The following is a 14,997-nucleotide window of genomic DNA, read 5'->3' on the forward strand; positions in this document are numbered from 1 at the left end:
CGGGCTCGGTCAGAAGCTGTTGGCCAGCAACGCATACGCCGCGTCGACTCGTTGATCGATATCGTCGCGGCTGTTGGCGTTGACGACCTCCACGTATCGCCGGTAGGGCACGTAGCAGCGGAAACGGCTGTCCTTCTGGGGATCTCCCGAACTGTTGAGCGTCAGGCATTTGGCCCCGGGCACCGTCTTGGGCGCGTCGGCCGGCTCGTACTGCTCACCGGAACCGGAGATCAGCCCCTTGATCATGCGCGCACCCGCATCGGCGTCGCGGACGCGCAGCACCGAGCTGTTGTCGGCGACGGCGATGGCATCCATGCCGGTGTCGTCGACGAGGCGCTGGCGTGTGGTCTCGTCGGAGGAGATGTGGACGAATGCCGGTGCGGCATAGACCGCGAAGCGATCGGCATCGGGTGTGCGGTTCGAGCGGTCGCGCACGACGGCGCGGGCGAGCAGGCCGTCCGGATCCACCGGCAGCGCGTCGAGGCCGCCGGCCGCCGTGGACTGGAAGTGATCGAGTGCCGGCACCTCGGCGTCGAGGGTCTTCTGGACCCAGGCCAGCAGATCGGCCTCCTCGGAGCGAGGCCGCTCGACGAACAGCGAGATCACGAACTGCTTGTAGGCCATGAAGGTGCCGATGGTGGGGATCCCGGGACGGTAGTGGATATAGGCGTCCGGGTATTTCGGCAGTGCGAGTTTGCGATTGAGGTCGGGTGCCACGCCGAAGTCGACATCCTCGAGCTCGCGCGCGGCCTGCCGGGCAGCGGACTCGTCCGGGAAACGCAGCACCAGATCGGTGACCGAGGTTGCCGCTGCCGCGCTGTCCAGCGAGCCAGGCTTGTCGGAACCCGCCGCGACGTAGGCGACGATCATCTTGTTGCGGTCGAGCACCGGTTTGGAGACCGCGGCCAGCAGGCGACGGGTGGCCTCGGTGCTGTCGGCGACGACTCGCCCGCCGGCGCCGACCGTCAGCGACGGGTCGATGCGAACGGCCGGGACCACGGCCTGCGACATCCGCATCCCCTCCGCCAGCGCGCCCTTGCTGCCCGCGGTCGCGTCGTAGCTGTGGCGGTCGACCGGATACGGACCGACGTCGAGCGTGCGGACATCCAGTTCGGCGGCGGTCGGGGTTCCCTGCACGCCGCAACCGGTCAGCGCGGCAAGCAGTGCGGCGCAGGTGAAAACAAGAGATCTGCGAATCGTCCGGCCCATGGACCGCCCCCTTCTCCCGGTGCTCTCTCCCGGTTCTCCGACATCGAAATTACCGGACCGGACCCGACAGCGGGGACTCATGGACAACGATTGCCTTAACCTTGTCCGTGTGTTGACCGCTGCGCTGATCTCGCTCGGAGGCCGATTCCGTTGATGGATCGGCAGGTCGAGGTTGTCGCCGGTAGCCATGTCGTCGTGCGCGTCGCGGGGGCCGTCGTGGTCGTCGCGCATCGTGGTCGCGGCCGGGTTCACCCCGACGCACCGGCGATGCGGGCCGCCGAGGCGTTGGCGCAGTTGGTGTCCGAGGCGTCCGAGCATGCCCCACAAGGACCCGGGCGGATCATCGCGCGCGAGGCTACCCGCTGGCTGATGCAGGAGGCCGAACAGGTCGACGGCAGCCCGGTCGACCTGGGAATTCTGTCCGGCTCGGATACCGGTGGGGTGGCGATCTTTCTGCACGGGTCGGTCACCGCGGTACTCGCGGGCGCCCGGGGTGTCGAGTACTACCGCGGCGTGGATGCCGCCTTCACCGTCGACCGGTTCACCGAACCGCCGGCCCGCGCGGCGGCGCTGTTCATCGACGACGAGCGCGGCCGGATTCCGGAACTGCCCGAACGTGGCATCGGCTCCCTGGTGGAGGGCGTGGCAGCCGCCGCGGGTGCGGTGGTCTGGTTCGAGGGCGAGCGGACCCGCGCGCGTGATCGTGTCGCCCGTCCCGCCGCCGGTGCGCACCATCGCGCCGAGCCTTCGCCCACGTCGCAATTGGACGCGCAGCGGCCCGAACCGCAGCTGCCCCCACCACCGACCCGACCGGATCGGACGCCGGAAGCCGATGCGCGGCAAGCGATATCGCGTCCCGAACCGGCGGAGGATCCCCGGCTGGCCGAAACCCGGTTGCGCGGTACGAATCCCGCCCCCGGTCCCGATCCCGAACTGGAACGCCGAATGGAGGCGACCGCCCGCGCGACCTCGCTGACCGTGCGGGTGATGGGATTCACCTGCGCTCGTGCTCATCCCAGCGATCCGCGCTCGGCGTTCTGCACGGTCTGCGGAATGCCGGTCGACCAGACGCAGCAACCGGTCGAGGTCGTCCGGCCGCCGCTGGGCATGCTCGTACTCGACGACGGCATGACCTATCTGCTGGCGGCCGACGCCGTGATCGGACGGGACCCGGAGAACTCGGAGGCCGCCCAGCGCGGTCTGGTGCCGGTCAAAATCGAGGACTCCTCCGGCGGAATGTCTCGGGCACACGCCGAAATCCGGCTGATGAACTGGGATATCACCGTCGTGGATCGGGGCTCCACCAACGGCACCCGGGCCCAGCCGGTCGGATATCGCGATTGGATTCGGCTGCAACCGAATCAGCCGATGGTGCTGGCCCACGGCTCGGAGATCCAACTCGGCAACCGCGTACTGCGGTTGGAGCCGGCCGCGCCCCCGCCGTTCGGCTGAGCGACCGTAGCGACGCGGCCGGAGGCGGCAGCGCGTCAGGAGTAGCGCGCCTCGCAGATCTCCTGTGTGCCCAGCACACCGGCCCGGAACGCGTCCACCCGGGAAAAGCCGCTCGGCACGGTCTTGCCCTCCACATCGCTGGCCGCCAGCCCATCGCTGAGCAGTCCCGAAACCGCCTTGTCGAGATCGCCTGGAGACAGCGCGATATCGCCCTGGCCGGCATCGCGACGCGGATCGGCGAGCTTCGCGGTGATCACGCCCGACAAACAGGCGGCCCGCAGACCGGTCTTCGCTCCGGTCAACTGCTGGTGTGCATTGCGCTGCACCGCGAGCGCGTAGCGGGAAACGAACACGACGTAGGCGTTGTAGTCGCCGCCGACGCGAGTCGGAAAGCCGTCCTGCTCATCGGTATCCGCCGCGCCGCGCTGTGCGAGGGCCGGAATGTCGGTGCCGATCGTATTCGTCGCCGGGCAGTAGGTGACGGGCACGGTGTCGGCGCCGTTGCTGCAGTGCATGAGGGCGCCGTGATAGTCGTAGGTCGGTTCGGACGGGATCGGCATGATCGCCGCCATCGCCTTGCTCAACTCCTTGAGACTGTCCTTGGTGATCGCCAGTTCGCCGCGATTGACGTCGTCGCCGAAGGACTGCGGCAGATTCTTGCGGCGGCGATCGATGTCCTTCATGTCGATCCCCTTGCAGCCCTTGGGGCCGTCGGTGAAACCGATCTGCACCGCGGTCACCCGCTCGAAGGCCGAGCCGTGCACCGATTCCGGATCCTCGGGATTGGCGTCGCGGATGGCGACCGTCGCGGCCAGCACGTTGTTGAGACCGTCGGAGGTGTTGATCGTGAAATGCGCGGCCTTGTCCTCGGCGACGTGACGCATGAACGCGCCGGCGAAACAGTCGGCCTGCTGCTCCTTCACGATGACCGGATCCTTCGCGGTGACGATGCGCGACATCGTCTGGATGGCGTGGCCGTATTCGTGCGCGAGCACCATCACCACGGCCATCTTCCCGAAGCTGTCCTGCATCATGGGCAGCAGTACGCCGCGATCCCAGCCGACGGAATTGTCCAGCCGGCAGTAGGCCGCGTTGACCAGGTGATAGGTCGTGTCCTTACAGAACTGCGTCTCCTGCGAGCGCGGCGCCTTCGCACTCCAGGAATAGAACTTGGTGACGGGGGTGAAGTCGCCGTCGAACTCGTTGTGATACTCACCGCGCCAATAACTTTGGATATCGTCGATGGCATTGAGCGCCAACGTGTCGACCGCGCCCTTGTCACCACCCGTCGCGGTCAGCGGGGAATCGGGAACACCGGAACGAGGACCGCTGGGGCCGCTGGTGGTGGGCAGTCCGGCGACCTGGAACGGGTCGTCGTAGATGGATACGGCGTGCCCACCGGTCGTCATGGTGCACCCGGCCAGTAGACCGACCGCCAGCACCAGTACGGCGAGGGTCGCCGTCACCGGGCGTTTCGCCATCTCCCCATCCCTCCCCGGGCCGGTAGTCGCTGCGTCACCTGCGCCGCCCCCGGCGATCGGGGGCACGTTCGAGCCCCACCGATGTCACGGCCATCGCATATTATCCGGCTCATGTCATTACCGGGGGCGCAGAAGATCACCGTGCGCCATGAGGGAACCGATCGGATCTTCGAAAACACTCAGCAGGTGACCCTGGGCCGCGCGCCCGAGGTGACGGTGTTCGTCGACAGTCCGCTGGTCTCTCGTGTGCACGCGACACTTGGCTGGCAGGGGGGCGCCTGGGTGCTCGCCGACAACGGCAGTACCAACGGGGTTTTCGTGGACGCCCAGCGGATCACGCGTCCCGTCCCGGTGGATCGGCCGATGCTGGTCCGGCTCGGCGACGCGATCACGGGCCCGCTGGTTCATCTGCTGCCGGAGGCGCAATTCCGGCCGCCCGCACCGCCCACCCGGGCGCAGTCGCCGGGCCGTGCGCCGAATCCGCCTGCTCGGGACGCGGGGCCGCGTGGCAGCGGCCCGCACGGTGGCAATCAGCACGGTGGGGGTCAGCAGCAGCGCCGGCAACCGTCCCAACCCACACCGCAATCCGGTCAGATGCGCCGCCCGGCTGCGCCGCAGCCGCCGTCGCGGCCCGCGCAACGGCCGAATCAACGCCCGTCTCAACCGATTCCGACGGCCCACGGCTCCGGCGGTGTGCCGAACGTCAATATGACCACCAAGGCCGACACCTCGGCACTGCCGCCGGTGCGTGCGCGGGCCTCGACCGCGCCGATCGCGCGGGCCGACCGCATACCGGCCGGCGGCCTGACCATCGGCCGTACCAGCGACAACCAGATCGTCGTCAACGATCCGCTGGCTTCGCGTCGGCACGCCAGACTGGTCAAGAGCGGCGAGGGCCTCGTCCTCGAGGATGTGGGCTCGGCCAACGGCACCTTCGTCAACGGCCGCCGCGAGCAGCGGGTGGCGCTGCGCGAACGCGATATCGTCACCATCGGCAACGTGGACTTCGTCGTGCAGGAAGGCGCGCTGAAGCACCGCAAGAAGCCGGTCACCGAACAGGGATTGAGCGTGCACGGCGTCGGGTTCGTCGTCGAGGGCAACAAGCAGTTGCTCGTGGACGTCAACATGCAGGCCGGGCGCGGCACCCTGACCGCGCTCATCGGACCCTCGGGCGCCGGTAAGTCGACGCTGTCGAAACTCATTGCGGGAACGACACATCCGTCGGCCGGTGTGGTCACCTTCGAGGGCCGCAATCTGCACGCCGAATACGAGGCCATGCGCAGTCGTATCGGCATGGTCCCGCAGGACGATGTGCTGCACCGCCAGCTGACCGTGCGCCAGGCCCTAGGATTCGCCGCCGAACTGCGGCTGCCGCCGGACTCCTCGAAGGCCGATCGGCAGCAGGTCATCGACGGCGTGCTGAAGGAACTGTCGCTGACCGAACATGCCGATACCCGGGTCGACCGGCTCTCCGGCGGTCAGCGCAAGCGCGCCTCCGTGGCGCTGGAACTGCTGACCGGTCCGGCCCTGCTGCTGCTCGATGAACCCACCTCGGGTCTCGACCCGGCACTGGACCGGCAGGTCATGACCATGCTGCGTGAACTGGCCGACGCCGGGCGCACCGTCATCGTGGTCACCCACTCGGTGGCCTGCCTGGACATGTGTGATCAGGTGCTGCTGCTGGCGCCCGGCGGCAAGACCGCGTTCTGCGGACATCCGGCCGGGGTCGGCGACTTTCTCGGGACCAGCGATTGGGCGGAGATCTTTGCGCGGGTCGCCGCCGAACCGGATCGCGCCTTCGCGAACTACCGGTCCCGGCAGGCGGCGCTGCCACCGCCACCGCCGGCCGTGCCGCGCGGTGTGATGGGGCAGCCGCCGAAATCCAGTGGCTGGAAACAACTGTCGACACTGTCACGCCGGCAGGTCCGGCTGATCCTCGCCGACCGCGGCTACCTGGCCTTCCTGGTGGTCCTCCCGTTCGTGTTGGGTGTGCTGTGCCTGGTCGTGCCGGGGAAGAACGGTTTCGCGGCCGCCCCACCGATTCTCGGGCCGGACGGTCAATTGCATCCGCAGCTCACCGGAGGAAGTGAATCCCAGCAGCTGCTGGTCGTGCTCATCCTCGGCGCGTGCTTCATGGGGTCGACGCTGACCGTCCGCGACCTGGTCGGGGAACGCCCGATCTTCCTGCGGGAGCGAGCCGTCGGCCTGCTGCCCTCGGCATATCTGCTGGCGAAGGTGATGGTATTCGGTGTCGCGGCGCTGCTGCAGTCGGCCGTGCTGGTGGCCATCGTGCTGGCCGGGAAGAATCCGCCCGGGAAGGGGGCGCTCATCCCGTCCGGCGGTATCGAGTTGTACGTCGATATCGCGCTGACGGCGGTGACGTGTGTGGTCGTCGGATTGTTGTTGTCGACCTTGGCCAAGTCGAACGAACAGGTCATGCCGTTGCTGGTGGTCATGATCATGTGCCAGCTCGTGATGGCCGGCGGCATGATTCCGGTGACCGATCGCGTGGTGCTGGAACAGCTTTCGTACGTCTTCCCCTCGCGCTGGGGATTCGCCGGCGGCGCCTCGACCATCGATCTGCGGACCCTGTTCGTCAACGCCCAGCCCGATGCGATCTGGCAGCACAAACCCGGTTTCTGGTTCCTCGACGCCGGCATGTTGATCGTGCTCACCGCGGCGCTGTCCACGCTGACGTGGTGGCGTCTGCGGCTGAAGAAGTCGGCCGCGTGAACGGGTCCGGAAACCAGCGTCGACAAGGGATGTCCGCACTAATCGGCCCTGCCCCGAGCGTGCCGACGCGACAGCAGGCACACTTATGCATGTGACGGCTCGAGTTGGGGCGATACATCTCGGATGGGATGTGGTGTCCGTGGCCGCCGGTGGCGGTGGGATACCGATCCGCCCGGTCCAGGTGGAAGGCACATATACGCCGCCTGCGTATTTGCTGGCGGACAAGTCCGGGCGACTGCACACCGCGGGCGTGGACCGGCAGCGGCCCGATCTGGGCATCGCGGTCTCCGACGTGCGTGACATCCTCGGGCATCAGCAGATCCGCATCGCCGGGGCGACCTGGCCGGCGGAGTTGGTGTTCCGCGCTCGGCTCTACAACCCGCTCGCCGCGATCGGCTCCCGGTTGCGGGGCAAGCCCGACGTGGTGGCGTTGCCGTTCCCGGACGACTGGGCCGACGAGAAGGTCGAGGAGTACTGCCGTCTGATCGAGCAGATGGACGTCGTCACCGATCCACTGCCCGAATCCGTGGCGTTGTCCGGTTATGTGCGGGCCCTGGGCCTGGTACAGCCGCCCGCGCGCGGCCGCCGCGGTGTCGGCGCGACCGGCGTCTATTCCGACGGCCGGGTGTGCCTGGTGGTGGCCGTCGACGGGGACGACGAGCAGCCCACCGAATCGGTCGGGGTCCCGATCACCCCGGATTCGATGCGGGACGCGCATTCGGCGGACAACGTCGTCATCGAGGTGATGGCCGCGGCCCGTTCGATCGGCGCCGACACCTCGACGGTGCTGCTCACCGGCAATGTGTGTTTCAACGACGCGTTGCGGCTGGCGTTCCAGAACCATCTGGGCAACCGGTTGCGGGTCGCCGATCATCCGATGCACGCCCTGGTGCTCGGTGCTGCGCATCTGCTGGTCACCGACAGCGAATACGCCGAGGCGGAGCAGGGTCCGGCTCCCGCGCCGAACCCGGCGGTGCCGAATCAGCCGAATCCGGCTGTGCCGAATCAGCCGGGTCCGCCGCGACCCGGCCCGATGCAGGCGGCGTCGAATCAGGGCAGCCCGAATCGCGTTGTGCCGCAATCGGATTTTCGGGGCGAGAACGCGGGCCGGCATGCGGGGCTGCCGGATCCGGCCCGCCCGCCCGCCGAACCGCACGATCGTCCTGAGGCGCCGAATCCGCAGGGGCTCGCCCAGGGTCGGCACGCGGCGCGTGATGCCGGGCCCGGATCGGGCCCGCAGCCTCTTCCGGCCGGTGAGCCGACCACCCGGATGACCCGGGAGGCCGGCCAGGTGGAAAGCAGGTTCACCCGCCCCCCGGCCGGCCCGGTCGATGATCAGCGGACCACCGAATCCGGTGGTCGGTCATCGGCCGGGGAACAACCGGACCACGAGGAACACGCCCACAAGGGCAAGTTGTGGAGCAAGGTCAAGGACAATCTGTTCGGCGCCCCGACGATCGTCGGAGCGGTAGCGCTGGCGGCGCTCGCGATCCACGCCGACGGTGAACCGGATCACATGGCGCGGCCGCTTGCCGACCACATCTCGGCGGCGGTATCCGGAGACTCCGATGCGCGTCCCGGCGGCGCGGCGGCCGTCGATGCGCGATCGTCGGCCGGAATCGGCGCGGAATCCGACTTCGGCTCGTGGCCGGCCGTGGACAAGGTCTCACGCGCGCCCGAGCCGAGCCCGGCCTGTTCGGTCACACCGAACGCCGTCGAGCGCCCGGGCCCGGGTATGCGGACGGTCGCCGACCATCCCTGTGCGCATCTGGCGGTCGACAATCTGCACTACGTGGTTCCGACCGTCCCCGGTGTGTTCGACTCGGGACCGCCCATTCACATCTGACGAGTCCGGACGCGATTTCGGGACCTCGAACCGACCCTGGTATCGTCGTCGTTCGGCGTGCGGTACGTCGCGGATTCGTCCGTGCCGTCCCACGAGCCCCGGGTCTCCACCGGCCGCCGGGATCACTCGACCGTTCGCCTGGCTGGCAGAACATCAACGACAGACAGGGAAGCACTGTGCCTACGTACAGCCCGAAGGCGGGTGACGTGACCCGGCAGTGGTACGTCATCGACGCCACTGACGTAGTGCTCGGCCGCCTTGCCGTGCAGGCAGCGAATCTGCTGCGTGGCAAGAACAAGCCGACCTACGCCCCCAACGTCGATGGTGGCGACTTCGTCATCATCATCAACGCCGACAAGGTTGCCGTCTCCGGCAACAAGCGTGAGGACAAGCTCCTCTACACCCACTCCGGGCACCCCGGTGGCCTGAAGTCCCGGTCTGTCGGGCAGCTGCTCGACACCCGGCCGGAGCGCGTCGTGGAGCGTGCCGTCAAGGGCATGATCCCGAAGAACAAGCTGGGCAACCAGATCGCGCGCAAGTTGAAGGTCTACGGTGGCCCGTCGCATCCGCACGCGGCCCAGCAGCCCGTTCCGTTCGAGATCAAGCAGGTGGCCCAGTGACCGCTCCTGAGGAATTCAACGAGGAATACGTCGAAGACGCCGCCGTGGAGGTCGTCGACGAGGGTGCCGGCTACGACGCCGAGTACACCGAGTCCGAGGGCTTCGCCGCGCCGGTCGTCATCGACCGCCCGGTGCAGACCGTCGGCCGCCGCAAGGAGGCCGTGGTCCGGGTTCGCCTGGTCCCGGGTTCCGGCCAGTTCGTGCTCAACGGCCGCACCATCGAGGACTACTTCCCGAACAAGGTGCACCAGCAGCTGGTGAAGTCCCCGCTGGTCACCGTCGAGCGCACCGAAACCTTCGATGTGCACGCCCGCCTGGTCGGCGGCGGCCCGTCGGGTCAGGCCGGCGCGCTGCGCCTCGCCATCGCCCGTGCGCTGATCGAGGTCACCCCGGACGACCGTCCCGCCCTGAAGCGGGCCGGCTTCCTGACGCGTGACCCGCGTGCCACCGAGCGTAAGAAGTACGGCCTCAAGAAGGCCCGCAAGGCTCCGCAGTACTCGAAGCGCTGATCTTGCAGCGCGCGGCCGCTCCCACTCGCACCCACACGGTGTGCCGGTGGGAGCACGGCCGACGCGACCCCGTACGAGAGCAGGCGCCCACTCCCGGGCGCCTGCTCTCGTGCTGTATCGATCGACGGTAGGCCGGGGCGGGCAGCCTGCGTCCGCGACGCAGGGTCTCCGCGCTCACCGCAATTCAACTCGAGGGGCGAGATAGATGGGGCGTTTGTTCGGTACCGACGGAGTCCGCGGCCTTGCCAACGACTCGCTGAGTCCGGAACTGGCACTGCAGATTTCGGCGGCCGCGGCACAGGTGCTGGGCCGGGGCAGAGCGCGCGCGGTAGCGGTGGTCGGCCGCGATCCACGCGCCAGCGGCGAGATGCTCGAGGCCGCGGTGACCGCCGGTCTGACCGCCGCCGGAATGAGTGTGCTCTCGGTCGGGGTCCTGCCGACCCCGGCGGTCGCGTATCTGACCGCCGCCTACGACGCCTGCCTGGGCGTCATGATCTCCGCCTCGCACAACGCCATGCCGGACAACGGCATCAAGATCTTCGCCGCGGGCGGGCACAAACTCGACGACGGCATCGAGGACAAGATCGAAGAACTGGTCCGCGCCAAGGGTTTCGTGCGTCCGACCGGTGCCGGCATCGGCCGGGTGCTCAGCCTCTCCGGCGTCGACGGTCGTGTCGACGACCATTACAGCCTGGCCGGCACCCATGAGCGCTACGTCGAACATCTGGTGGAGGCCACCGGCCGCGATCTGTCCGGCGTCACCGTGGTCGTCGACTGCGCGCACGGCGCGGCCTCCGATGTGGGACCGGCCGCATACCGCGAGGCGGGTGCGCGCGTGGTCGCGATCAACGCCGAGCCGAACGGGCTCAACATCAACGAGCGGTGCGGATCCACGCATCTCGAGAACGTCCAGCGTGCGGTGCTCGAGCACGGCGCCGATCTGGGCCTGGCCCACGACGGCGATGCCGACCGCTGCCTCGCCGTCGATGCCTCCGGCACCGTGGTCGACGGCGACGCGATCATGGCGATTCTCGCCCTGTCGATGCACGAATCGGGCGAGCTGGTCCAGGACACCCTGGTGGCGACCGTGATGAGCAATCTGGGTCTGCACATCGCGCTGCGCGATGCCGGAATCACCGTGCGCACCACCGCCGTCGGCGACCGCTACGTGCTGGAGGAGTTGCGCCGCGGTGGCTACAGCCTGGGTGGCGAGCAGTCCGGACATCTGGTCTTCCCGCGATACGGCACCACGGGTGACGGACTGCTGACGGGTCTGAAACTGATGGCGCGGATGGTGGAGACCGGGCGCAGCCTGGCCGATCTGGCGAGCGTGATGACGACGGTGCCGCAGGTGCTGGTCAATGTCCCCGTCGCCGACAAAGCCGCGGTCGCGGCCGCGCCGGAGGTTCGCGAGGCGGTCGCCGAGGCCGAGCGCGTCCTCGGCGACGACGGCCGAGTCCTGTTGCGCCCGAGCGGGACCGAGCAGCTGATCCGGGTCATGGTCGAGGCGACCGATTCGCATCGCGCCAAACAACTGGCCGACGATCTCGCCAAGTGTGTCGCCGCGGTCTGACTTCCGCGTACGCGCCGCGTGGCGCGACGGACGGGGTGCGTACGCCGCTTAGGGGTGCGGCTGTCTAGGCCGTTGCCGAGGGCCGGAGCCGCGGCCACGACTTCAGCATTCGCACGCGATCGGCGAATATCGCCTGGTCGCAGTCGGTATCGATGGCCGGTCGCGGGTCCTCGCCACGTCGCGTGAAGGGCGTTGGCGCACCGACGGTCCCGGCGATGGGGGCGCGACTGTCGGCTCCGGGAAGTATGGTGGGACGGACATCATGACGCGACAGCGAAGCTTGATTTCCGTGAGGGGGAACAGTGGAACCGCTGAAGCTTGATCAGTCTCCGACGCTCGACGACTCCGCGAATCCGGCGCCGCCGCCGACCGCCACCGCACCTGCTCCGGATACGGTGATGCGGGTCGATCCCGCGGCGATGGCCGCGTATACGTCCATCGCGAATGCCGTGTCCCAACAGCTCGCTTCGGCGGCTTCCGTGGCGGCCGGCGCGGTCGACCCGCAGCAGCTGGCGACCGACCTCGGGCTCGTGGGAGCGGATTTCGCCGCCAAATTCGCGGCCGCGGTGTCCGAACACGCACAGGCGCTGTCCACCGCGGGCAAATTGGTCTCGGCCTACGGGCGGGGTCTGAAAACCTACACCGCGGGTGTGCAGGGCACCGACGAGGACTCGGCCGTCACGATCACCCGGACGGAGCCGCGGTCATGAGGCGTCCGATCGGATTGCGGCGCCGGCCCACCGCCGCCCGCAACGACACCGCCTCGCCCGCAACGTCATCCGATCCGTCCGTGGATCCGCCGATCGTCGCGACATTGGTCCAGCCGCTGCTGGAGCTGCGTGCCTCGCTGGGCACCGGTGTCGCGACACCTTCTTCGGCCATCACCGGTGCGCTGTCCAGCGCGTCCACACAGGCCGCCGACACCGAGGGACCACATCGCGACGGCGTCCACGCGCTGGAATCCACCTGGACGGGGCCGGGCTCCGACGCGGCCGTTCCGGCCTTGCGCACCACCCAAACTCAGATCGGTGACATCTCCGATCGGGGCCCGGCCTATCTGGGGGTCCTGGCCGATGCCCACGCGACCAGCGCACGGGCGGCCGGCCGGATGGACCGGATCATCGCCGATTTCCGGCGCGACGCTCGAACCATCCTCGGCAACGCCACCGCCGCCCCGGATACCGATGCGGTGATCAACCGAGCCACCCAGGCGCTGCGCGATGCGATCACCACCGTCACCTCCGCGCGCACCGAAATGGACGATCACTCGCGCCGATTGGACGAGATGGGTCCGCTGACGGTAACCACGCCCGCCGGACTGAACTCCTCGCAGTCGTGGGGAGATACCCCCGATACGGTGCTGCCCAGCGCCTACGGCGCGATTCCGGGCCAATACGGCACGGTCCCAGCGCAATACGGGATGGCGCCCGGACAGCCGATCGATCCGGCTCAGCTCGCGCAGCTGCAACTGCAGCAGCTGCTGGTGCAGGCCGGTGTGCAGATCGGCACCTCGGCCATCAATGCCGGTGTGGATATCGGTACCCACCTGATCGACAAGATCGCCGAAGTGGGCACCCACACCATCGACACGGTGGCCTCCTCGGTCGACCAGGCGATACCGCAGCTGATCAACCCGGACCACGCCACCGGCGACAAGACCAATCCGGCGGGTAATTCCGGAGATTCGGCGAAGCTGTTCGACTTCGGCCCCGGCAAGGCGACTCCCGGAACGACCGGGCCGGGCTCGATCATTCCGGGCGCCCCGGCGCCCGACAAGGTGCCCGCCGACAAGACCCCGGCCGACAAATCCGATCCGCCACCGCCGTCACCGTCGTCCATCATTCCGCCACCTGCGGACCCGGCACCAATGCCGAAACCACCGGCACCGGCCCCCGCTCCCGCGCCGGCTCCGGAGCCGGCGCATCCGGGCGGGGTTGCCGGAGGTATGGCATTGCCGCCGCCGGCCGGTAGCGGACAGGACCACAAACCTCGCGACGGTCAGCTCGGTGTCACCGTGCCGGCGGCCGAGACAACGGTTCCCGCCGCCGTGATCGGCGACTTCGGCGATGACACGGTCTGAGCCGGACCCGCAGCAGGACAATCCCTTCGACCTCGGCCTGCCGATGGTCCGGACTCCCGTCGGTAAGCAGGGCCGCAAGCGGCGGCCGGGCCGGCGGAACCCGAACCGAACGGCCGGGGCGACCTATCACGGCGCCGTGGCCGTGCCGCCGGCGCGGCCCGGTCCGGAGCCGGCGGTCTATCCGTCGGGTGAGTGGGAACAGTGGCTCGAACCCGCGCAGCGGACGATCCCCGACCCCGACCCCGAGCCCGAGACGGAACCGGAACCGGAACCGCGGCGCATCCCGGTCGGGGGGCCGTTGACCGATCCCGACCTGGTCGACAAGTCGACGCTGGTTCCGCACATCGTCGACCGCTCGGGCGGTAACCCCGGCCCTGCGCTGCGACGTCCCCGCCCACGCCAGGCCGGGCCGCGCCGCGATCATCGGCGTGGTGAAAAACTGCTGGCCGCACTCACTTTGATCGGTGTGGGCATCGTCGTCGTCTCGGTGGTGCTGACCGTCATCCACACGGGGAAGCGGTCGCAACCGGCCGCGACGAAACCGCCGATGGTCGCGGCGGTGCCGGTGCCCACCTCGGCGAGCATCACCCCGTCGCCGCCCTCGACCACGGCGGCGGCGACCTCGACGATCGCCACCGACGGCTGCGAGCAACAGCGCACCGCGGAAGTGGTCTCCGGTACCGACCCCGGAGGCACCGCGAGCGGCCCGGACGCCATCCTGGCTTTCGAGCGGGCGTACTACGTCCAGCGGTCGGGGTATGCCGCGCGCGCCGTCGTCGCCGACGACTCGTCGGTGCCGCCGGCCGACCAGATTCAGCGCGGTATCAACCAGGTGCCGGTCGGCACCCGCTACTGCGTGCAGATCACCCGCACCGGCGACGAGGGGCAGTGGGAGGTCCGCCTCACCCAGCAGAAGCCGGACGAGCAGCCGCATGCCTTCACCCAGATCATCAGCACCCGAGCGGAATCCGGCCGCACCCTGATCACCGGCATCGCGGCGGGCTGAACCACATCCGGGTTCAGAACCGGGCGTGCACGAACCCCGTGAACGGCACGAGGAAGCCGCCGATCTCACAGACGATCAACGCGTACATGGCCGACCGCAGCGGCAGTCCGATGTCGCCGCGGAATTGATTGGTCGTATCCCGCCGCAGCCCGTGCAGGCAGTAGGAGGCGATGGCACCGGCGAAGAAGCCGAGAACGATCAGCGCCGCAACGAGATTCACCGCCGTCGGCCAGTCCGACAGTTCGACGAAGACCGCGAGCAGCAGCGCGGCGAAGCTGTACATCAGGGCCGCGCGGTGTGCGATATCGACGTAGGGGTGCGCGTGCCCCTCCGCCGAGGTCCGCATCCCGTGGTACTTCCACACGCCCAGCAGCAGGGCCCAGACGAAGAGAAGGCCGGCGATCAGGAGGGTGATCCTGGTGTCCACACCGAGTTGTATCTGTTCCATCCGAGTCTCCTGGGCGGTCGCACGAGGCATCGCGATCGCA

The 14,997-nt window shown here is 68.8% G+C and carries 12 protein-coding genes; 9 read left to right on the forward strand and 3 right to left on the reverse strand.

The genetic code is table 11. From position 1 onward, the window contains the following. Nucleotides 1-9 precede the first annotated feature (9 nt). Nucleotides 10-1,209: a hypothetical protein gene (locus IG65_RS0104145; RefSeq protein WP_030513468.1), complete on the reverse strand. Its 1,200-nt coding sequence runs from the start codon at nucleotides 1,207-1,209 to the stop codon at nucleotides 10-12. Nucleotides 1,210-1,362: 153 nt separating this feature from the next. Here IG65_RS0104145 and IG65_RS0104150 point away from each other — a divergent pair, with 153 nt between their 5' ends. Next, nucleotides 1,363-2,661 carry an FHA domain-containing protein gene (locus IG65_RS0104150; RefSeq protein WP_036523107.1) on the forward strand — a complete coding sequence of 433 codons (1,299 nt, stop codon included), beginning with the start codon at nucleotides 1,363-1,365 and terminating at the stop codon, nucleotides 2,659-2,661. Between the two features lie 35 nt (nucleotides 2,662-2,696). Here the strand turns inward: IG65_RS0104150 and IG65_RS0104155 are convergent, their stop codons facing one another. Next, nucleotides 2,697-4,142, reverse strand: coding sequence for a metallopeptidase (locus IG65_RS0104155; protein WP_030513470.1), 1,446 nt, complete (start codon nucleotides 4,140-4,142; stop codon nucleotides 2,697-2,699). Between the two features lie 111 nt (nucleotides 4,143-4,253). Here IG65_RS0104155 and IG65_RS0104160 point away from each other — a divergent pair, with 111 nt between their 5' ends. From IG65_RS0104160 to IG65_RS35695, 8 genes are all read left to right on the forward strand, one after another. Further along, entirely contained in the window at nucleotides 4,254-6,875 is a 2,622-nt protein-coding gene (locus IG65_RS0104160; RefSeq protein WP_030513471.1) for an FHA domain-containing protein, read from the forward strand. A gap of 85 nt (nucleotides 6,876-6,960) precedes the next feature. After that, entirely contained in the window at nucleotides 6,961-8,721 is a 1,761-nt protein-coding gene (locus IG65_RS38900) for a hypothetical protein (RefSeq protein WP_030513472.1), read from the forward strand. Nucleotides 8,722-8,897: 176 nt separating this feature from the next. Then, entirely contained in the window at nucleotides 8,898-9,341 is a 444-nt protein-coding gene (rplM, locus tag IG65_RS0104170; protein WP_030513473.1) for a 50S ribosomal protein L13, read from the forward strand. After that, nucleotides 9,338-9,850 (forward strand): 30S ribosomal protein S9, encoded by a 513-nt coding sequence (rpsI, locus tag IG65_RS0104175; protein ID WP_030513474.1) that lies wholly within the window; start codon nucleotides 9,338-9,340, stop codon nucleotides 9,848-9,850. Before rplM ends, rpsI begins: the two co-directional genes overlap by 4 nt. 205 nt (nucleotides 9,851-10,055) lie before the next feature. Next, complete coding sequence (glmM, locus tag IG65_RS0104180; protein WP_030513475.1) at nucleotides 10,056-11,423, forward strand: phosphoglucosamine mutase; 1,368 nt, start codon at nucleotides 10,056-10,058, stop codon at nucleotides 11,421-11,423. Nucleotides 11,424-11,725: 302 nt separating this feature from the next. Next, on the forward strand, nucleotides 11,726-12,133 hold the full coding sequence (locus tag IG65_RS0104185; protein WP_231509047.1) for a hypothetical protein: 408 nt from the start codon (nucleotides 11,726-11,728) through the stop codon (nucleotides 12,131-12,133). Beyond that, nucleotides 12,130-13,503, forward strand: a complete 1,374-nt coding sequence (locus IG65_RS0104190; RefSeq protein ID WP_030513477.1) for a hypothetical protein — start codon at nucleotides 12,130-12,132, stop codon at nucleotides 13,501-13,503. The genes IG65_RS0104185 and IG65_RS0104190 overlap by 4 nt, the downstream gene beginning before the upstream one ends. Beyond that, complete coding sequence (locus IG65_RS35695; protein ID WP_051755311.1) at nucleotides 13,490-14,509, forward strand: hypothetical protein; 1,020 nt, start codon at nucleotides 13,490-13,492, stop codon at nucleotides 14,507-14,509. The genes IG65_RS0104190 and IG65_RS35695 overlap by 14 nt, the downstream gene beginning before the upstream one ends. Before the next feature lie 13 nt (nucleotides 14,510-14,522). Here IG65_RS35695 and IG65_RS0104200 read toward each other — a convergent pair whose 3' ends face one another. Further along, complete coding sequence (locus tag IG65_RS0104200) at nucleotides 14,523-14,957, reverse strand: hypothetical protein (protein ID WP_030513479.1); 435 nt, start codon at nucleotides 14,955-14,957, stop codon at nucleotides 14,523-14,525. Between the last annotated feature and the right edge of the window lie 40 nt (nucleotides 14,958-14,997).

Origin of the sequence: Nocardia sp. NRRL WC-3656 (assembly GCF_000720265.1) — a bacterium.
Classification (GTDB): Bacteria; Actinomycetota; Actinomycetes; order Mycobacteriales; family Mycobacteriaceae; genus Nocardia; species Nocardia nova.

What these genes read in the sequence shown, in the direction of transcription:
- IG65_RS0104155 (WP_030513470.1), bottom strand. Translation starts at nt 4,142, where the DNA reads ATGGCGAAACGCCCGGTGACGGCGACCCTCGCCGTACTGGTGCTGGCG.
- IG65_RS38900 (WP_030513472.1), top strand. Translation starts at nt 6,961, where the DNA reads ATGCATGTGACGGCTCGAGTTGGGGCGATACATCTCGGATGGGATGTG.
- IG65_RS0104145 (WP_030513468.1), bottom strand. Translation starts at nt 1,209, where the DNA reads ATGGGCCGGACGATTCGCAGATCTCTTGTTTTCACCTGCGCCGCACTG.
- IG65_RS0104200 (WP_030513479.1), bottom strand. Translation starts at nt 14,957, where the DNA reads ATGGAACAGATACAACTCGGTGTGGACACCAGGATCACCCTCCTGATC.
- IG65_RS0104190 (WP_030513477.1), top strand. Translation starts at nt 12,130, where the DNA reads ATGAGGCGTCCGATCGGATTGCGGCGCCGGCCCACCGCCGCCCGCAAC.
- IG65_RS0104160 (WP_030513471.1), top strand. Translation starts at nt 4,254, where the DNA reads ATGTCATTACCGGGGGCGCAGAAGATCACCGTGCGCCATGAGGGAACC.
- IG65_RS35695 (WP_051755311.1), top strand. Translation starts at nt 13,490, where the DNA reads ATGACACGGTCTGAGCCGGACCCGCAGCAGGACAATCCCTTCGACCTC.
- glmM (WP_030513475.1), top strand. Translation starts at nt 10,056, where the DNA reads ATGGGGCGTTTGTTCGGTACCGACGGAGTCCGCGGCCTTGCCAACGAC.
- IG65_RS0104150 (WP_036523107.1), top strand. Translation starts at nt 1,363, where the DNA reads ATGGATCGGCAGGTCGAGGTTGTCGCCGGTAGCCATGTCGTCGTGCGC.